Raw genomic sequence first — 16,001 nt, 5'->3', positions numbered from 1 at the left:
TGTTTAGTCCCGTATGTGCTCAGGCAACGAGTCGTGTATTCGTCTCATAAATAACTGTATCATAACCCATTATTGACAGGGACACAAAATCTATACAAACAAATTACACGCGGCGACGTTTTGGTGGACGGCATCCGTTATGAGGAACTGGAGTTACGTCTCTGATTGCAGTAACTTCAAGACCTGCAGCTTGAAGCGCACGAATTGCAGCTTCACGACCAGAACCAGGACCTTTAACAGTTACTTCAAGTGTTTTAAGACCATGTTCGATAGAACCTTTAGCAGCAGTTTCAGCAGCCATTTGTGCAGCGAAAGGAGTAGATTTACGAGAACCTCTGAATCCTAATGCACCAGCACTTGACCAAGAAATTGCGTTTCCATGAACATCAGTAATCGTTACAATCGTGTTGTTGAAAGTGGAACGGATATGAGCGATTCCAGCTTCAATATTCTTTTTCACGCGACGTTTACGCGTATTTTGTTTACGAGCAGCAGCCATTCTTTAACTACCTCCTTTACTTATTTTTTCTTGTTAGCTACAGTACGACGCGGACCTTTACGAGTGCGCGCGTTGTTTTTTGTGTTTTGTCCACGAACAGGAAGTCCTCTACGATGACGGATTCCGCGGTAGCTTCCGATTTCAATTAGACGCTTAATGTTAAGTGAAACTTCACGACGAAGGTCACCTTCTACTTTAAGTTTGTCAATGATATCACGGATTTTACCTAGTTCGTCTTCAGTTAGATCGCGAACGCGAGTGTCTTCAGAAACACCTGCTTCTTTAAGGACTTGTTGAGCCGTCGTACGACCAATTCCAAAAACATATGTTAAAGAAATGACAACACGCTTATCACGTGGAATATCTACACCAGCAATACGAGCCATGATTTGGGCACCTCCTTGTTATTAGCCTTGTTTTTGTTTATGTTTTGGGTTTTCACAGATCACCATTACTTTTCCTTTTCTGCGAATCACTTTACATTTTTCACAGATAGGTTTAACAGATGGTCTCACTTTCATGTGTTTCCAACCTCCTTCTTCCGGAGTTGCTTTATTTGTAACGGTACGTAATTCTACCACGAGTTAAGTCATATGGAGATAATTCTACCGTAACTTTGTCTCCAGGTAAAATGCGAATGAAGTGCATACGGATTTTTCCTGATACATGAGCCAAAACTGTATGACCATTCTCTAGTTCAACTTTGAACATTGCATTTGGCAAAGTTTCTGCTACAGTACCTTCCACTTCAATTACATCGTCTTTCGCCATTCAAGTGTTCTCCCTTCTTCAAATCAGTAACTTGCTCTCTGATAAATGTCCAAATGAGATGTTCTCAATTGTCCATCTATCACCCGACCTGTTTTGAATATACTGTTCTGAACTTCCGGAGATACGCAATCATAAAAGGTTAAATGATTGATATTTTTTCTTAGGAGAATGAATTTACGCTTTTCTCCGTCTGCGATTAGTACTTGGCAGCCATCGAACACGCCGATGACAACTGTATACTGATCTTGTTCTTTCCTTGGACTATACAGACAACCTGCCCGATTTGGGCCTGAAAGGCTTCAGTGAAGACCTAAATCTTAGTCAGTATATCAAAACCTGTATCTGTAATCGCAATTGTATGCTCAAAGTGAGCACACTTTTTCCCATCAACCGTTACAACCGTCCAGTTATCAGCCAGTGTTTTCACATATCGGCTGCCTGCGTTCACCATCGGTTCGATGGCCAACACCATTCCAGGTTTGAGCCGTGGGCCTTTGTTCGGCGGACCATAATGAGGAATTTGAGGGTCCTCATGAAGATCCTGTCCGACCCCATGTCCAACATATTCTCTAACAACTGAGAAATTCTCACCTTCAACATACGTTTGTATGGCATGGGAAATGTTTGACAGACGTTCACCTGGCTTTGCTTCCTGTAAGCCCTTATATAGAGATTCCTCTGTGACTTCCAGTAGTTTGCGGTCCTCATCACTGATTACCCCAACTGGATAAGTCCAAGCAGAGTCACCATGATAGCCATTTAACTTTGCGCCGATATCGATACTAATGATGTCTCCATCACGTAAAACCCGTTTACCAGGAATACCGTGAACGAGTTCTTCATTCACCGAAACGCAAATGCTCCCGCGAAAACCATTATACCCTTTAAAAGATGGGATTGCACCCTGCTTTGTAATAAAACGTTCGGCAATTTGATCCAATTCTTTTGTCGAAATACCTGGTTTTATGTGTTTCTTCAGCTCTTCATGAGTCAGTGCGACAATGCGTCCAGCTTCTCTCATAATCTCAAGCTCGCGAGGAGTTTTACAGATAATCATTTATTTAATCCCCCAAGCAGGTCCTTGATATCAGCGTAAACATCGTTAATGTGCTTCGCACCATCAATGTTTGCAAGATATCCTTTTTCTGAATAGAAGTTCAGTAAAGGTTCAGTCTGCTTTAAGTTCACTTCAAGTCTTGTCGAAACGGTTTCTGCATTATCATCTGCACGTTGATAAAGCTCGCCTCCACACTTGTCACAAACATTTTCTTTAGCAGGTGGATTGAATACTAAATGATATGTTGCTCCGCAATCTTTGCAAATTCTTCGGCCAGTCAGACGCTCCATCAAAGCATCTTTATCGACTTTAATATTAATGACATAATCAATCGTTCTGCCAAGGTCCTTTAGAATGTCTTCTAAAGCTTCAGCCTGAGCGACTGTTCGCGGAAATCCGTCCAGAAGAAAACCTTGTTCACAATCATTCTTGCCAAGTCTTTCTCTAACAATACCGATTGTGACCTCATCAGGAACAAGCTCTCCTTTATCGATAAAGGATTTTGCTTCGAGCCCAAGTTGTGTCTCCTCTTTCATAGCAGCACGGAACATATCTCCTGTTGAGATATGAGGGATCCCATAATCATCAACAATTCGTTCTGCCTGAGTGCCTTTACCAGCACCCGGAAGCCCCATTAAGACTAAGTTCATTTCGGATTTCCCCTTCCTTACTTAGAGAGGTTGGGCAGGAGCCCAGCCCTCTGTTTTATTTCATAAATCCACGGTAGTTTCGTTTCACTAATTGGCTTTCAAGCTGTTTCATTGTTTCAAGTGCAACACCTACAACAATGAGAAGACTTGTGCCGCCAATTTGTGCAGCGGAAGGTAATCCAGCGAATTGAATGAAAAAGATAGGAAGTATTGAAATCACGGCTAAGAAAATGGCGCCCACAAACGTGAGTCGGTACAAAATGCTCGTAATTCTATCTTGAGTCATTTTCCCTGGACGAACTCCCGGGATATAGCCACCCTGCTTTTGCAGATTTTCAGCCATTTGTTCAGGGTTTACTTGGACAAAGGCATAAAAATATGTGAAAGCAACAATCAGTGCTACATAAATCGTCATACCGATTGGCTTAGTATAGTCAAAGTTGTTAGTTATCCAGGTTGTCACATTATTTGTTCCGAAGAACGATGCGATCGTCTGCGGAGTAATAATGAACGAAACGGCAAAGATGACTGGAATCACCCCTGCTGGATTCACTTTCAATGGAAGGTGCGTTGCTTGACTAGCAGACATTTGTGCACGGCCAGTTCCTTTTGAATACTGAATCGCAATCTTTCTCACTGCCATTTGAATGTAAATAACACCGATAACAATGACAAGAATAGCAATCACAATAAGGGCAATTTTCAGGATTTGCATGAACAGCTGTCCATCTCCACCTACAAATTGCTGAGCGTACACTTGCTTTAATGTTTGAGGGATACCTGCGATGATACCGGCAAAGATAATAATCGAAATACCGTTACCAACACCGTGAGCAGTAATCTGCTCTCCCAGCCACATTAAAAATGCTGTTCCCGCAGTGAGTACGACCGCAATTAAGAGATACGTTGAAACACCTGGGTTTTCAATCAGCATGCCTCCTGCCATATTGTTAAATCCATATGACATTCCTAACGCCTGGATAAATCCTAGAACAATTGTAAAATACCTTGTGAATTGTGCTAATTTTCGGCGGCCAACCTCTCCTTGCTTTGACCACTCAGTAAACTTCGGTACAACATCCATCTGCAAGAGCTGGATGATGATCGAAGCAGTGATATACGGCATAATCCCCATTGCAAGAATGGAGAATTGGAAAAGTGCCCCGCCCCCAAACGTGTTGAGGATTCCGAAAACACTCATTTGATCCTGTGCCTGGAGAACTTCGGCGTTCACATTAGGCACAGGGATGAAAGCACCTATACGAAAGACGACTAACATTAAAAGTGTAAATATAATCTTATTCCGTATATCTTTCACACGCATAAAATTGGAGATTGTCTTAAACAAGTTAGATCACCTCGGCTGTACCGCCAGCAGCTTCAATCGCTTCTTTAGCAGAAGCAGAGAATTTATTGGCTTTTACAGTTAATTTTTTTTCTAATTTACCGTTGCCAAGAATTTTTACTCCTGCTTTTAACTTGCTTATTGCACCAGTCTCTAGAAGAAGTTCAGGAGTGACTTCCGTTCCTTCGTCAAAACTGTTTAATCTGTCTAAGTTGATTACCGCGTAATCTTTACGGTTGATGTTTGTAAAACCACGTTTTGGAAGGCGTTGGAATAAAGGCATTTGACCACCTTCGAATCCAGGGCGTACACCGCCGCCAGAACGAGCGTTTTGACCTTTATGACCTTTACCAGAAGTTTTACCGTTACCTGATCCAATACCACGACCAACACGGTTGCGTACTTTACGTGAACCTTCTGAAGGCTTCAATTCATGAAGTTTCATTTGGGCACCTCCTTATCGATTAAAAATGTTTTATTGTTCTTTAACAGAAACTAAATGAGACACCTTGTTAATCATGCCGCGGATCGCTGCATTGTCTTCATGTACGACTGTTTGGTTTGTTTTCTTTAGACCAAGAGTACGAACAGTGACACGCTGATCTTCCGGGCGACCGATTACACTGCGTTTGAGGGTAATTTCTAATTTATTTGCCATTATTGTTCCCTCCTTATCCTAACAGGTCTTCTACAGATTTTCCACGAAGCTTCGCTACATCTTCAGCACGTTTAAGTTCACTTAAACCTTGAAGTGTTGCGCGGATCATGTTGATCGGTGTATTAGAACCTAGAGATTTAGAAAGGATATCAGCTAGACCAGCAAGCTCAAGTACCGCACGCACTGGGCCTCCAGCGATAACTCCTGTACCTTCTGAAGCAGGCTTCAATAGAACGTTTCCTGCACCGAATCGACCGATGATTTCATGTGGAATTGTAGTTCCAACCATTGGTACTTCAATTAAATTCTTTTTCGCGTCTTCAACAGCTTTGCGGATCGCTTCTGGTACTTCTTGTGCTTTACCAGTACCGAATCCTACATGACCGTTTTTGTCACCGACAACAACTAAAGCTGCAAAACGGAAACGACGTCCACCTTTAACAACTTTCGCTACCCGGTTAACCGTAACTAAGCGTTCTTCTAACTCTAATTTGCTTGGGTCAATACGACTCATTCGGATGTGTCCCTCCTTCTTTTATTAAAATTTAAGTCCAGCCTCACGAGCAGCTTCAGCTAGAGCTTTTACACGTCCATGATATAAGTATCCTCCGCGGTCAAATACCACGTTAGAGATGCCTTTTTCAACAGCACGTTTTGCAACAAGTTCGCCAACTTTAGTAGCAGCTGCAGCGTCAGAACTATTCTCGATCTTTAACTCTTTATCAAGAGTAGAAGCACTTACAAGTGTTACACCGTTAACATCATCAATTACTTGAGCGTAGATGTTCTTGTTAGAACGGAAAACGTTAAGGCGAGGTCTTTCAGCAGTACCTGAAAGTTTCGCACGAACACGAGCGTGTCTTTTAAGACGAGTAGCGTTTTTGCTAGTTTTCGTAATCATCCGAGTCACTCCTTTCTTCACATTAAGCGATCTTACTTACCAGTTTTTCCTTCTTTACGGCGAACGAATTCACCTTCGTAACGAATTCCTTTACCTTTGTAAGGCTCTGGAGCACGGACAGCGCGGATGTTAGAAGCTAGAGCTCCTACACGCTCTTTATCGATACCTTTAACGATTACTTTCGTTTGAGATGGAACTTCTACTTCAACTCCAGCCTCAGGAACGATTTCAACTGGGTGAGAGTATCCAACGTTAAGAACAAGTTTGTTTCCAGATTTAGCTGCACGGTAACCGACACCGATTAGTTCTAAACCTCTTTCGAAACCTTTAGATACACCTTCAACCATGTTTGCAATTAAGCTACGTGTTGTACCATGTAATGCACGGTGTTCTTTATTTTCAGACGGACGGCTTACAGTTAAGACGTTGTCCTCAATTTTAATTTCCATATCAGGGTGAAATGCACGAGTTAGTTCACCTTTTGGTCCCTTTACTGTCACTGTGTTATCGTTGTTTGTCACAGTTACTCCTGAAGGGATCTCGATTAGCTTTTTACCTATACGAGACATACCAAGCACCTCCATTCATCTTAAACTTTTTTTACCATACGTAAGCAAGTACTTCTCCACCAGCTTGTTTAGCACGGGCTTCTTTGTCCGATAAAACACCTTGTGATGTAGAAATAATTGCGATTCCAAGTCCGTTAAGTACACGTGGTACTTCATTTGATTTCGCATATACGCGTAAACCAGGTTTACTGATTCTTTTAAGACCAGTGATAACACGTTCGTTGTTTTGGCCGTATTTAAGGAACAAACGGATAATTCCTTGTTTGCTGTCTTCGACGTACTCAACGTCACGGATAAAACCTTCACGCTTTAAGATTTCAGCAATTTCTCTTTTGATTTTTGAAGCCGGTACTTCTAGCTTCTCATGACGTACCATGTTCGCATTGCGAATACGAGTCAGCAAATCTGCAATCGGATCTGTCATAACCATTATTTAATAACCTCCTTCCCATTTATGGGGATTACCAGCTGGCTTTTTTAACGCCAGGAATTTGTCCTTTATATGCAAGTTCGCGGAAACAAATACGGCAAAGTTTAAACTTGCGAATTACTGAATGTGGACGTCCACAACGTTCGCAGCGCGTATACTCTTGAACTTTAAACTTTTGTTTGCGTTGTTGTTTCGCAATCATAGACTTTTTAGCCACGATTTCGCCTCCCTTTCATTGATTATTTCTGGAACGGCATACCTACTTGAGTTAATAACTCACGTGCTTCTTCGTCCGTGTTGGCAGTCGTAACGATAACGATATCCATACCGCGGACTTTTGTTACTTTATCGTAATCAATTTCTGGGAAGATTAACTGTTCTTTAATACCAAGCGTGTAGTTTCCACGACCGTCGAAAGATTTCTTAGAAATCCCGCGGAAGTCACGTACACGTGGTAAAGATACAGAAATAAGTTTATCAAGGAAATCGTACATGCGCTCTCCGCGAAGTGTTACTTTCGCACCGATTGGCATTCCTTCACGTAGACGGAATCCAGCAATAGACTTCTTCGCACGAGTAACGACAGGTTTTTGACCAGCGATAAACGTTAATTCTTCAACAGCAGTATCGATTGCTTTAGCGTTTTGAACGGCGTCACCAACACCCATGTTGATCACGATTTTTTCGATTTTTGGCACTTGCATTACTGATTTGTATTCAAACTTAGAAACTAATGCAGGTGTAATTTCTTTTACATACTTTTCTTTAAGGCGGTTCATGAGAAAGACCTCCCTTCCTTATTTACTATTTATCTAGAACTTGCCCAGATTTTTTCGCTACACGGACTTTCTTTCCGTCCTCAACTTTATATCCAATACGTGTCACTTCACCCGTTTTAGGATCAAGCGGCATTACGTTTGATACGTGGATCGGCGCTTCTTGTTCAGAAATTCCGCCTTGAGGGTTAGCTTGGGTTGGTTTAGAGTGTTTTTTCACAAGGTTAATACCTTCTACTAAAACACGGTCCTTTTTAGGGAAAGCAGCAAGGATGACACCTTGTTTACCTTTATCTTTACCAGAGATAACCACTACTTTATCGCCCTTTTTAACATGCATTTAATCGCACCTCCTTGAGTCGCGGATTGTATTCATTAAAGTACTTCTGGTGCTAAAGAAACAATTTTCATATAGTTATTTTCACGAAGTTCACGTGCTACTGGTCCGAAGATACGAGTTCCACGTGGGCTCTTGTCGTCACGGATGATGACACATGCATTTTCATCAAAACTGATGTAAGATCCATCGTTTCTGCGAGCTCCGCTCTTAGTACGAACGATAACTGCTTTCACAACTTCACCTTTTTTGACAACGCCTCCTGGTGTTGCTTGTTTAACCGTACAAACAATGACATCACCGATGTTAGCCGTTTTACGTCCAGAGCCACCAAGAACTTTAATCGTTAGTACTTCGCGTGCGCCAGAGTTGTCAGCTACTTTTAAACGAGTCTCCTGTTGAATCATTAATGTTACCTCCCTTCGGAAAAAGAAATCCGAACTTTATTAGATAATAACAGCTTCTTCGACAACTTCAACTAGACGAAAGCGTTTAGTCGCAGATAATGGACGAGTTTCCATGACCTTTACGATGTCTCCGATTTTTGCTTGGTTGTTTTCATCATGTGCTTTGAACTTTTTAGAGTATCTTACACGTTTGCCATAAAGTGAATGCTTTTTGTATGTTTCAACTACAACAGTGATGGTTTTATCCATTTTGTCAGAAACAACACGACCTTGATACACTTTACGTTGGTTACGTTCGCTCATGTTTGCGGGGCCTCCCCTCTAATTATTATTTATTAGCAGCGATTTCTCTTTGACGAATCACAGTTTTCATGCGTGCGATTGATTTACGCACTTCACGAATGCGAGCAGTGTTTTCAAGCTGCCCAGTCGCTAATTGGAAACGAAGATTGAAAAGTTCTTCTTTAAGAGACTTTACTTTTTGTTCAATTTCAGCAGTGGTAAGGTCACGAATTTCATTAGCTTTCATTTGATTCACCACCAATTTCTTCACGTTTTACGAACTTCGTTTTAATTGGCAATTTGTGAGATGCAAGACGAAGAGCTTCACGAGCAACTTCTTCAGACACACCAGAAATTTCAAATAAAACTTTGCCCGGTTTTACTACAGCTACCCAGCCTTCTGGAGCACCTTTACCGGAACCCATGCGGACCTCTAGAGGTTTAGCTGTGTATGGCTTAGAAGGGAAAATTTTGATCCAAACTTTACCGCCACGTTTCATGTAACGAGTCATAGCAATACGAGCAGCTTCGATTTGACGGTTAGTGATCCAAGAAGCTTCAAGAGCTTGGATACCGAACTCACCGAAATGTACTTCAGTACCGCCTTTTGCACGACCACGCATTTTTCCACGATGTTCTCTGCGATACTTCACGCGTTTTGGCAATAACATATTATTTTCCTCCTTCCGCAGTATTCTTCTTAGTTGGAAGGACTTCTCCACGATAGATCCATACTTTTACGCCAAGCTTACCATAAGTAGTATCAGCTTCAGCAGTAGCATAGTCGATGTCAGCACGAAGTGTGTGCAATGGAACAGTACCTTCACTGTAATATTCAGAACGAGCAATATCTGCACCGCCAAGACGACCAGAAACCATTGTTTTGATTCCTTGTGCTCCAGCACGCATTGTGCGTTGGATTGTTTGTTTTTGTGCACGACGGAATGAAATACGATTTTCAAGTTGACGAGCGATGTTTTCAGCAACTAGCTGAGCATCAAGATCTGCTCTCTTGATTTCAAGAATGTTGATGTGTACACGTTTGCCAGTTAGGCTGTTAAGAGCTTTACGAAGTGCTTCAACTTCAGATCCGCCTTTACCAATTACCATACCTGGTTTAGCCGTGTGGATTGTGATATTTACGCGGTTTGCAGCACGTTCGATTTCTACTTTAGAAACAGACGCGTCAGACAAACGCTTGCTGATGAATTCACGGATTTTCAAGTCTTCATGTAAGAAGTCAGCGTAATCTTTTCCTGCGAACCATTTAGATTCCCAATCACGAATGACGCCAATACGAAGACCTACTGGATTTACCTTTTGACCCACGGATTATCCCTCCTTCTTTTCTGATACAACGATTGTAATGTGGCTAGTACGTTTGTTAATTGCGCTCGCACGACCCATAGCACGTGGACGGAATCTCTTAAGTGTTGGACCTTCGTCAACGAATGCTTGAGTAATCACTAGGCTGTTAGCGTCCAACTCGTAGTTGTGCTCAGCATTTGCGATAGCAGATTTTAATACTTTTTCAATAATTGGTGAAGCAGCCTTAGGTGTAAGGTTTAAGATAGAAACTGCTTCTCCTACTTGCTTACCTCGGATCAGGTCCATTACTAGACGTGCTTTACGAGGAGCAATACGGACTGTTCTTGCGACAGCTTTAGCTTGCATTTAAAAGCCTCCTCTCATTAGCGTCTTGTTTTTTTATCGTCACTAGCATGACCTTTGTAAGTACGGCTTGGTGCGAATTCGCCCAATTTGTGACCTACCATATCTTCAGAAATGAAAACAGGTACATGTTTGCGTCCGTCATAGACAGCGATTGTGTGACCGATGAATTGTGGGAAAATTGTAGAACGACGAGACCAAGTTTTTACGACTTGCTTTTTGTCAGTTTCATTCAATTTCTCGACTTTAGCCATCAAATGATCATCAACAAATGGTCCTTTTTTTAAGCTGCGAGCCATTGTGGAACCTCCCTTCGTGATTGAACTACGGTCCTAAATGAACCGTAGACAACCCCGTTACTTGTTTTTACGACGACGTACAATGAATTTATCAGACTTGTTGGTTTTCTTACGAGTCTTGAATCCAAGAGTCGGTTTACCCCATGGAGACATTGGTGATTTACGTCCGATTGGAGCGCGTCCTTCACCACCGCCGTGTGGGTGATCGTTAGGGTTCATTACAGAACCACGAACTGTTGGGCGTACGCCTTTCCAGCGAGAACGTCCAGCTTTACCGATGTTGATTAGTTCGTGTTGTTCGTTTCCAACTTGACCGATAGTCGCACGGCAAGCAGAAAGGATCATGCGTACTTCACCAGAGTTCAATCGTACAAGAACGTATTTACCTTCTTTACCTAGAACTTGAGCAGAAGTACCAGCAGAACGAACTAATTGTCCACCTTTACCTGGTTTTAATTCAATGTTATGCACAACTGTACCAACTGGGATGTTGATAAGTGGAAGAGCATTACCTGGTTTGATGTCAGCTTCTGGTCCAGAAGTAACTTCAGTACCAACTTGGATTCCTTTCGGAGCAAGAATGTAACGTTTCTCACCATCTGCATAGTTTACAAGAGCGATGTTCGCTGAACGGTTTGGATCATACTCGATTGTAGCAACGCGTCCAGGTATACCGTCTTTATCACGCTTAAAGTCGATGATACGGTATTGACGTTTGTGACCGCCACCTTGATGACGAACAGTCAATCTACCTTGGTTGTTACGTCCGCCTTTTCTGTGAAGCGGTGCAAGCAACGATTTTTCTGGTTTGTCAGTCGTGATTTCAGCAAAATCTGAAGTAGTCATGCCACGACGACCATTACTGGTTGGTTTATACTTTTTAATCGCCATTTTGAATTTCCCTCCTTCTTTTTAAGATTTACGCTTCAAAAATTTCGATTTCTTTGCTGTCAGCAGTTAATTTCACGATCGCTTTTCTGCGACGGCTAGTCATACCAGTGTAGCGTCCAACGCGTTTTGATTTACCTTTGTAGTTTTGAACGTTGACTTTCTCAACTTTCACTCCAAAGATTTCTTCAACAGCGTCTTTCACTTCTGTCTTGTTAGCTCTGACATCAACTTCGAACGTATACTTCTTCTCTGTCATTAGATCAGCAGAACGTTCAGTAATGATAGGGCGCTTTAGAACATCACGAGGATCTTTCATTATGCAAGTCCCTCCTCTACTTTTTCAACCGCTGCTTTAGTGATCAGAAGTTTGTCGTGGTTGACAACGTCAAGAACGTTGATACCGTTAGCTTCAACAACTGTTACTCCAGGGATGTTACGAGCAGATAAAGCAACTGTTTCGTTTGCATCCGCAGTGACGATCAACGCTTTCTTCTCAACAGATAACCCTTTAAGGATGCCTGCGAATTCTTTCGTTTTCACTGCATCAAGAGTAAGATCTTCAAGAACGATGATGTTGTTGTCGATTACTTTAGAAGACAATACTGACTTGATAGCCAAGCGGCGAACTTTTTTAGGTAATTTATAAGAATAGCTGCGTGGTGTTGGACCGAATACGATACCGCCTCCGCGCCATTGTGGTGAACGGATAGAACCTTGACGAGCACGACCTGTACCCTTCTGTCTCCAAGGTTTACGACCTCCGCCACGTACTTCAGAACGAGTTTTTACTTTGTGAGTTCCTTGACGTAAGGAAGCTCTTTGCATAAGAATAGCATCGAATACTACGCTTTCGTTTGGCTCAATTCCAAACACAGAAGCGTTTAATTCGATTTCACCGTTAGTAGAACCGTTTTGGTTAAATAATGCTACTTTTGGCATGACTTGTTTCCTCCTTTCCTAAGAGAGTTATTTAGTTTTAACTGCACTCTTTACAGTTACTAGAGATTTTTTAGCTCCTGGTACGTTACCTTTGATCAAAAGAAGATTGCGTTCTGCATCAACTTTAACGATCTCAAGATTTTGGACAGTGATTTGCTCTCCGCCCATACGTCCTGGAAGAAGTTTACCTTTGAATACTCGGTTTGGATCAACAGGTCCCATTGAACCAGGACGACGGTGGTAACGTGAACCGTGAGTCATTGGTCCGCGTGATTGTCCGTGGCGTTTGATAGCCCCTTGGAATCCTTTACCTTTTGATGTTCCTGTTACATCTACGATATCTCCATTTGCGAAAATATCAACTTTGACTTCCTGACCAACTTCATACGCATCTAACTCCACACCGCGTAATTCTTTTACGAAGCGCTTAGGAGCAGTTTCCGCTTTAGCAACGTGGCCTTTCTCTGGTTTGTTAGAAAGCTTCTCACGTTTGTCGTCAAAACCGATTTGGATTGCTTCATAGCCATCCGTGTCAGTAGTCTTCTTCTGAAGAACAACGTTAGCAGCAGCCTCAACAACAGTTACAGGGATAAGATCACCGTTTTCTGCGAATACTTGCGTCATACCAATTTTTCTACCTAAGATTCCTTTGGTCATTCGTCACACCTCCTATAATATGTGTTTTCTATTTGAATTAAAGTTTGATTTCGATATCTACACCGGATGGTAAATCTAAACGCATAAGTGCATCAACTGTTTGCGGAGTTGGATTCACGATGTCGATTAGACGTTTGTGAGTACGCATCTCGAATTGCTCACGAGAATCTTTGTACTTATGCACCGCACGAAGGATTGTGTAAACTGATTTTTCAGTTGGAAGCGGAATTGGACCAGATACACTAGCACCAGAACGCTTAGCCGTTTCAACAATCTTCTCAGCAGATTGATCAAGAATTCTATGATCATATGCTTTTAAACGAATACGAATTTTTTGTTTTGCCATTATTTTCCCTCCTTTTCGCCTACTTACGTTAGACAGTTCTCCGTGAGAAAAACCTGATCACCTTGCCATGGCAAAGCGGCCGGGTGTGTCAGCAACCTCTCACTTCATCGCAGTCAAAGACCAACATGCACTATTGTACCAAATTGGCCTGCGTGTTGCAATAATAAATCGGATAAATTTATGATTTGCACACTTTTCATATTATACAGGGGTTCAGCCTATAAATCAAGCTTTCCCTGAAGATGATGTGTAGCTGTCTTCCTGACGATACGAATAAATTCTTCTGGCTCTTCAATATGCGGAGAATGCGCAGATTTTTTAAAAGTAAACCACTCTTTTATTGGTGCTGTAAGTTGATCAACATATGGTTTTGATACAGCAGCTGGTGTAATCATGTCATGTTCCCCAATGATAAAGTAGCAAGGTATTAATATAGAAGAAACTCGGTATTGAATGCTTTCGTTCATCAGCTCATCCCACAGCATATCTTGGCTATACTTCTGTCCCATAAGGAATTTCCACTTATCTTTTAGCTGATAATGCTTACTAACGAGAAATGCATACAGCATTTGAAAAATGGGCTTCCACCTATGCGTGAGCCCTACTTTTGCGAACTCTTTATATAGTGAGAACAAAGCATGAGCAGAGGTGCGTTTCCAAGGGGGTGGTGTCAGCAATCTTAGACATCGAGTGAAGAAATGCTTGCCTTGATATTTTTTTAGAAGAAGTTCGTACGATACAATATCCTCTTTTAATACATCAACCACCTGACTAATTCCATAATAGGCATGATACAAATCTGGGCGTTTATGTACAGCTTGTATGGCGATTAATGATCCCCATGAATAACCTGCAATGTATATTTTCGCTTGATCAGTATAGGAAAGTAGTTTTTCTGTAAGCTCAATCGTATCCTCTACGAATTGCCCAATGGTCATAGAAGACTCAGGAATGTTTTTTTGATAAGACAGTCCTGCACCACGCTGGTCCCAATGGACAACAGTGAAGTCTTGATCAAGTTCCTTATGAAAGGAATCGATATAACTCATTTGAGCTGAGCCTGGGCCACCGTGTAAAAATAATAAAACAGGTTTTGTTTTTTCCGCTTGATCTTCTTTTATCATAATCCATTGATCAAGCCCGCCAATCAACCATTTTTTCAACATTGTCTTCGCCATTCCAGTGATCCTCTCGGTTCCATTTAGATTCTATAGCTTATAGTAGCCGTTATGCACTGGAAAAGCAAAAAAAGAGACCCTTTTGCAAGGAGTCTCTTTTAACAGTTATTACTTAATGATAGTAGAAACGACACCAGAACCTACAGTACGTCCACCCTCACGGATAGAGAAACGAGTTCCTTCTTCGATAGCGATAGTAGAGATAAGTTCAACTTCCATCTCAGTGTTATCGCCAGGCATTACCATTTCAGTACCTTCTGGAAGATGTACGATACCAGTTACGTCAGTTGTACGGAAGTAGAACTGCGGACGGTAGTTAGTGAAGAATGGAGTATGACGTCCACCCTCTTCTTTAGAAAGTACATAAACTTCAGCTTTGAAACGGCTATGTGGAGTGATTGTACCTGGTTTAGCAAGTACTTGACCACGTTGGATATCTTCACGAGATACACCACGAAGTAGTGCACCGATGTTGTCACCAGCTTCAGCATAGTCAAGAAGTTTACGGAACATTTCAACACCTGTAACAGTTGTTTTACCGTTTTCTTCTTGAAGACCGATGATTTCAACTTCGTCACCGACTTTAACTTGTCCACGCTCAACACGACCAGTAGCAACTGTTCCACGACCAGTGATTGAGAATACGTCCTCAACTGGCATCATGAATGGCTTCTCAGTGTCACGCTCTGGAGTTGGGATGTACTCATCAACCGCATCCATAAGTTCGAAGATTTTTGCTTCGTAATCAGCATCACCTTCAAGAGCTTTAAGAGCAGAACCTTTGATAACTGGTACATCGTCACCAGGGAAGTCATAGTCAGAAAGAAGGTCACGAACTTCCATTTCAACAAGTTCAAGTAACTCTTCATCGTCAACCATGTCACATTTGTTAAGGAATACTACGATGTAAGGAACACCTACGTTACGAGAAAGTAGGATGTGCTCACGTGTTTGTGGCATTGGACCATCAGCAGCAGATACTACTAAGATCGCGCCGTCCATTTGAGCAGCACCAGTGATCATGTTTTTAACATAGTCAGCGTGTCCTGGGCAGTCTACGTGTGCATAGTGACGAGTTTCAGTTTCATACTCAACGTGTGCAGTTGAGATTGTGATTCCACGCTCGCGCTCTTCTGGAGCACCATCGATTTGGTCATAAGCCATAGCTGTACCTTTACCAGATTTCTTATGAAGAACTGTTGAGATAGCAGCAGTTAGAGTTGTTTTACCATGGTCAACGTGTCCAATTGTACCAATGTTAGCATGCGATTTGGAACGGTCGAATTTTTCTTTAGCCATTCTAAAAATCCTCCTTAAAGGTTCATTGTATTTGGTATG

At 41.9% G+C, this 16,001-nt stretch carries 30 protein-coding genes; all 30 read right to left on the bottom strand.

The window, feature by feature from the left end; translation table 11 throughout:
- Positions 1–103: 103 nt before the first annotated feature.
- Positions 104–499 carry a 30S ribosomal protein S11 gene (gene rpsK / locus NST09_RS00865; RefSeq protein WP_003217231.1) on the bottom strand — a complete coding sequence of 132 codons (396 nt, stop codon included), beginning with the start codon at positions 497–499 and terminating at the stop codon, positions 104–106.
- 20 nt (positions 500–519) lie between these two features.
- A complete protein-coding gene (rpsM, locus tag NST09_RS00860; protein ID WP_003217023.1) occupies positions 520–885 on the bottom strand; it encodes a 30S ribosomal protein S13 in 366 nt (121 codons plus the stop codon).
- A 21-nt stretch (positions 886–906) separates the two neighbouring features.
- Positions 907–1,020: a 50S ribosomal protein L36 gene (gene rpmJ / locus NST09_RS00855; protein WP_003156543.1), complete on the bottom strand. Its 114-nt coding sequence runs from the start codon at positions 1,018–1,020 to the stop codon at positions 907–909.
- Between the two features lie 31 nt (positions 1,021–1,051).
- Entirely contained in the window at positions 1,052–1,270 is a 219-nt protein-coding gene (gene infA / locus NST09_RS00850; protein WP_003217190.1) for a translation initiation factor IF-1, read from the bottom strand.
- Between the two features lie 310 nt (positions 1,271–1,580).
- Positions 1,581–2,327: a type I methionyl aminopeptidase gene (gene map / locus NST09_RS00845; RefSeq protein WP_007496338.1), complete on the bottom strand. Its 747-nt coding sequence runs from the start codon at positions 2,325–2,327 to the stop codon at positions 1,581–1,583.
- Entirely contained in the window at positions 2,324–2,977 is a 654-nt protein-coding gene (locus tag NST09_RS00840) for an adenylate kinase (protein ID WP_007496336.1), read from the bottom strand. Before NST09_RS00840 ends, map begins: the two co-directional genes overlap by 4 nt.
- A 55-nt stretch (positions 2,978–3,032) precedes the next feature.
- Positions 3,033–4,325: a preprotein translocase subunit SecY gene (gene secY, locus NST09_RS00835; protein WP_007496334.1), complete on the bottom strand. Its 1,293-nt coding sequence runs from the start codon at positions 4,323–4,325 to the stop codon at positions 3,033–3,035.
- Position 4,326: 1 nt separating this feature from the next.
- A complete protein-coding gene (gene rplO / locus NST09_RS00830; protein ID WP_003216888.1) occupies positions 4,327–4,767 on the bottom strand; it encodes a 50S ribosomal protein L15 in 441 nt (146 codons plus the stop codon).
- A gap of 30 nt (positions 4,768–4,797) precedes the next feature.
- Positions 4,798–4,980: a 50S ribosomal protein L30 gene (rpmD, locus tag NST09_RS00825; RefSeq protein WP_003217067.1), complete on the bottom strand. Its 183-nt coding sequence runs from the start codon at positions 4,978–4,980 to the stop codon at positions 4,798–4,800.
- 13 nt (positions 4,981–4,993) lie between these two features.
- On the bottom strand, positions 4,994–5,494 hold the full coding sequence (gene rpsE / locus NST09_RS00820; protein WP_007496332.1) for a 30S ribosomal protein S5: 501 nt from the start codon (positions 5,492–5,494) through the stop codon (positions 4,994–4,996).
- Positions 5,495–5,518: 24 nt separating this feature from the next.
- Positions 5,519–5,881 carry a 50S ribosomal protein L18 gene (gene rplR, locus NST09_RS00815; RefSeq protein ID WP_003216951.1) on the bottom strand — a complete coding sequence of 121 codons (363 nt, stop codon included), beginning with the start codon at positions 5,879–5,881 and terminating at the stop codon, positions 5,519–5,521.
- 32 nt (positions 5,882–5,913) lie between these two features.
- On the bottom strand, positions 5,914–6,450 hold the full coding sequence (gene rplF / locus NST09_RS00810; protein WP_008345395.1) for a 50S ribosomal protein L6: 537 nt from the start codon (positions 6,448–6,450) through the stop codon (positions 5,914–5,916).
- Positions 6,451–6,481: 31 nt separating this feature from the next.
- Positions 6,482–6,880 carry a 30S ribosomal protein S8 gene (gene rpsH, locus NST09_RS00805; RefSeq protein ID WP_007496327.1) on the bottom strand — a complete coding sequence of 133 codons (399 nt, stop codon included), beginning with the start codon at positions 6,878–6,880 and terminating at the stop codon, positions 6,482–6,484.
- A 31-nt stretch (positions 6,881–6,911) separates the two neighbouring features.
- Positions 6,912–7,097, bottom strand: a complete 186-nt coding sequence (gene rpsN / locus NST09_RS00800) for a 30S ribosomal protein S14 (protein WP_008356542.1) — start codon at positions 7,095–7,097, stop codon at positions 6,912–6,914.
- A gap of 22 nt (positions 7,098–7,119) precedes the next feature.
- Positions 7,120–7,659, bottom strand: a complete 540-nt coding sequence (gene rplE / locus NST09_RS00795) for a 50S ribosomal protein L5 (RefSeq protein ID WP_003217159.1) — start codon at positions 7,657–7,659, stop codon at positions 7,120–7,122.
- 25 nt (positions 7,660–7,684) lie between these two features.
- Positions 7,685–7,996 carry a 50S ribosomal protein L24 gene (gene rplX / locus NST09_RS00790; RefSeq protein WP_007496325.1) on the bottom strand — a complete coding sequence of 104 codons (312 nt, stop codon included), beginning with the start codon at positions 7,994–7,996 and terminating at the stop codon, positions 7,685–7,687.
- A gap of 35 nt (positions 7,997–8,031) precedes the next feature.
- Positions 8,032–8,400: a 50S ribosomal protein L14 gene (gene rplN, locus NST09_RS00785; RefSeq protein ID WP_003216882.1), complete on the bottom strand. Its 369-nt coding sequence runs from the start codon at positions 8,398–8,400 to the stop codon at positions 8,032–8,034.
- 39 nt (positions 8,401–8,439) lie between these two features.
- A complete protein-coding gene (rpsQ, locus tag NST09_RS00780; RefSeq protein ID WP_003216906.1) occupies positions 8,440–8,703 on the bottom strand; it encodes a 30S ribosomal protein S17 in 264 nt (87 codons plus the stop codon).
- A 25-nt stretch (positions 8,704–8,728) separates the two neighbouring features.
- The gene (gene rpmC, locus NST09_RS00775) at positions 8,729–8,929 is read right to left on the bottom strand and encodes a 50S ribosomal protein L29 (RefSeq protein ID WP_003217155.1); all 201 of its coding nucleotides are present in this window, start codon (positions 8,927–8,929) and stop codon (positions 8,729–8,731) included.
- Positions 8,919–9,353: a 50S ribosomal protein L16 gene (gene rplP, locus NST09_RS00770; RefSeq protein WP_003225801.1), complete on the bottom strand. Its 435-nt coding sequence runs from the start codon at positions 9,351–9,353 to the stop codon at positions 8,919–8,921. Before rplP ends, rpmC begins: the two co-directional genes overlap by 11 nt.
- A 1-nt stretch (position 9,354) precedes the next feature.
- Entirely contained in the window at positions 9,355–10,011 is a 657-nt protein-coding gene (gene rpsC / locus NST09_RS00765; protein WP_003217241.1) for a 30S ribosomal protein S3, read from the bottom strand.
- Positions 10,012–10,014: 3 nt separating this feature from the next.
- On the bottom strand, positions 10,015–10,356 hold the full coding sequence (rplV, locus tag NST09_RS00760; protein ID WP_007496316.1) for a 50S ribosomal protein L22: 342 nt from the start codon (positions 10,354–10,356) through the stop codon (positions 10,015–10,017).
- Between the two features lie 17 nt (positions 10,357–10,373).
- The gene (gene rpsS, locus NST09_RS00755) at positions 10,374–10,652 is read right to left on the bottom strand and encodes a 30S ribosomal protein S19 (RefSeq protein ID WP_003216920.1); all 279 of its coding nucleotides are present in this window, start codon (positions 10,650–10,652) and stop codon (positions 10,374–10,376) included.
- Positions 10,653–10,709: 57 nt separating this feature from the next.
- Positions 10,710–11,543, bottom strand: coding sequence for a 50S ribosomal protein L2 (gene rplB, locus NST09_RS00750; RefSeq protein ID WP_007496314.1), 834 nt, complete (start codon positions 11,541–11,543; stop codon positions 10,710–10,712).
- 28 nt (positions 11,544–11,571) lie between these two features.
- The gene (gene rplW / locus NST09_RS00745; RefSeq protein ID WP_003217016.1) at positions 11,572–11,859 is read right to left on the bottom strand and encodes a 50S ribosomal protein L23; all 288 of its coding nucleotides are present in this window, start codon (positions 11,857–11,859) and stop codon (positions 11,572–11,574) included.
- On the bottom strand, positions 11,859–12,482 hold the full coding sequence (gene rplD / locus NST09_RS00740; protein ID WP_007496312.1) for a 50S ribosomal protein L4: 624 nt from the start codon (positions 12,480–12,482) through the stop codon (positions 11,859–11,861). Before rplD ends, rplW begins: the two co-directional genes overlap by 1 nt.
- A gap of 27 nt (positions 12,483–12,509) precedes the next feature.
- Positions 12,510–13,139 carry a 50S ribosomal protein L3 gene (gene rplC / locus NST09_RS00735; protein WP_007496311.1) on the bottom strand — a complete coding sequence of 210 codons (630 nt, stop codon included), beginning with the start codon at positions 13,137–13,139 and terminating at the stop codon, positions 12,510–12,512.
- Positions 13,140–13,176: 37 nt separating this feature from the next.
- Positions 13,177–13,485 (bottom strand): 30S ribosomal protein S10, encoded by a 309-nt coding sequence (rpsJ, locus tag NST09_RS00730; RefSeq protein ID WP_003156464.1) that lies wholly within the window; start codon positions 13,483–13,485, stop codon positions 13,177–13,179.
- 218 nt (positions 13,486–13,703) lie between these two features.
- Positions 13,704–14,663, bottom strand: a complete 960-nt coding sequence (locus tag NST09_RS00725; protein ID WP_116307699.1) for an alpha/beta hydrolase — start codon at positions 14,661–14,663, stop codon at positions 13,704–13,706.
- A gap of 108 nt (positions 14,664–14,771) precedes the next feature.
- Positions 14,772–15,962, bottom strand: a complete 1,191-nt coding sequence (gene tuf, locus NST09_RS00720; protein ID WP_007496302.1) for an elongation factor Tu — start codon at positions 15,960–15,962, stop codon at positions 14,772–14,774.
- Positions 15,963–16,001 lie beyond the last annotated feature (39 nt).

The organism is Bacillus sp. FSL W7-1346, assembly GCF_038593335.1.
GTDB classification, from domain to species: Bacteria; Bacillota; Bacilli; order Bacillales; family Bacillaceae; genus Bacillus; species Bacillus altitudinis.
Note: the sequence above shows the minus strand (reverse complement) of the source record. Positions and strands in the feature narration are given on the sequence as shown.

Coding starts and splice junctions, on each gene's coding strand:
- rpsK (WP_003217231.1), bottom strand. CDS start 499: ATGGCTGCTGCTCGTAAACAAAATACGCGTAAACGTCGCGTGAAAAAG.
- rpsM (WP_003217023.1), bottom strand. CDS start 885: ATGGCTCGTATTGCTGGTGTAGATATTCCACGTGATAAGCGTGTTGTC.
- rpmJ (WP_003156543.1), bottom strand. CDS start 1,020: ATGAAAGTGAGACCATCTGTTAAACCTATCTGTGAAAAATGTAAAGTG.
- infA (WP_003217190.1), bottom strand. CDS start 1,270: ATGGCGAAAGACGATGTAATTGAAGTGGAAGGTACTGTAGCAGAAACT.
- map (WP_007496338.1), bottom strand. CDS start 2,327: ATGATTATCTGTAAAACTCCTCGCGAGCTTGAGATTATGAGAGAAGCT.
- NST09_RS00840 (WP_007496336.1), bottom strand. CDS start 2,977: ATGAACTTAGTCTTAATGGGGCTTCCGGGTGCTGGTAAAGGCACTCAG.
- rplO (WP_003216888.1), bottom strand. CDS start 4,767: ATGAAACTTCATGAATTGAAGCCTTCAGAAGGTTCACGTAAAGTACGC.
- rpmD (WP_003217067.1), bottom strand. CDS start 4,980: ATGGCAAATAAATTAGAAATTACCCTCAAACGCAGTGTAATCGGTCGC.
- rpsE (WP_007496332.1), bottom strand. CDS start 5,494: ATGAGTCGTATTGACCCAAGCAAATTAGAGTTAGAAGAACGCTTAGTT.
- rplR (WP_003216951.1), bottom strand. CDS start 5,881: ATGATTACGAAAACTAGCAAAAACGCTACTCGTCTTAAAAGACACGCT.
- rplF (WP_008345395.1), bottom strand. CDS start 6,450: ATGTCTCGTATAGGTAAAAAGCTAATCGAGATCCCTTCAGGAGTAACT.
- rpsH (WP_007496327.1), bottom strand. CDS start 6,880: ATGGTTATGACAGATCCGATTGCAGATTTGCTGACTCGTATTCGCAAT.
- rplE (WP_003217159.1), bottom strand. CDS start 7,659: ATGAACCGCCTTAAAGAAAAGTATGTAAAAGAAATTACACCTGCATTA.
- rplX (WP_007496325.1), bottom strand. CDS start 7,996: ATGCATGTTAAAAAGGGCGATAAAGTAGTGGTTATCTCTGGTAAAGAT.
- rplN (WP_003216882.1), bottom strand. CDS start 8,400: ATGATTCAACAGGAGACTCGTTTAAAAGTAGCTGACAACTCTGGCGCA.
- rpsQ (WP_003216906.1), bottom strand. CDS start 8,703: ATGAGCGAACGTAACCAACGTAAAGTGTATCAAGGTCGTGTTGTTTCT.
- rpmC (WP_003217155.1), bottom strand. CDS start 8,929: ATGAAAGCTAATGAAATTCGTGACCTTACCACTGCTGAAATTGAACAA.
- rplP (WP_003225801.1), bottom strand. CDS start 9,353: ATGTTATTGCCAAAACGCGTGAAGTATCGCAGAGAACATCGTGGAAAA.
- rplV (WP_007496316.1), bottom strand. CDS start 10,356: ATGCAAGCTAAAGCTGTCGCAAGAACAGTCCGTATTGCTCCTCGTAAA.
- rpsS (WP_003216920.1), bottom strand. CDS start 10,652: ATGGCTCGCAGCTTAAAAAAAGGACCATTTGTTGATGATCATTTGATG.
- rplB (WP_007496314.1), bottom strand. CDS start 11,543: ATGGCGATTAAAAAGTATAAACCAACCAGTAATGGTCGTCGTGGCATG.
- rplW (WP_003217016.1), bottom strand. CDS start 11,859: ATGAAAGATCCTCGTGATGTTCTAAAGCGCCCTATCATTACTGAACGT.
- rplD (WP_007496312.1), bottom strand. CDS start 12,482: ATGCCAAAAGTAGCATTATTTAACCAAAACGGTTCTACTAACGGTGAA.
- rplC (WP_007496311.1), bottom strand. CDS start 13,139: ATGACCAAAGGAATCTTAGGTAGAAAAATTGGTATGACGCAAGTATTC.
- rpsJ (WP_003156464.1), bottom strand. CDS start 13,485: ATGGCAAAACAAAAAATTCGTATTCGTTTAAAAGCATATGATCATAGA.
- NST09_RS00725 (WP_116307699.1), bottom strand. CDS start 14,663: ATGGCGAAGACAATGTTGAAAAAATGGTTGATTGGCGGGCTTGATCAA.
- tuf (WP_007496302.1), bottom strand. CDS start 15,962: ATGGCTAAAGAAAAATTCGACCGTTCCAAATCGCATGCTAACATTGGT.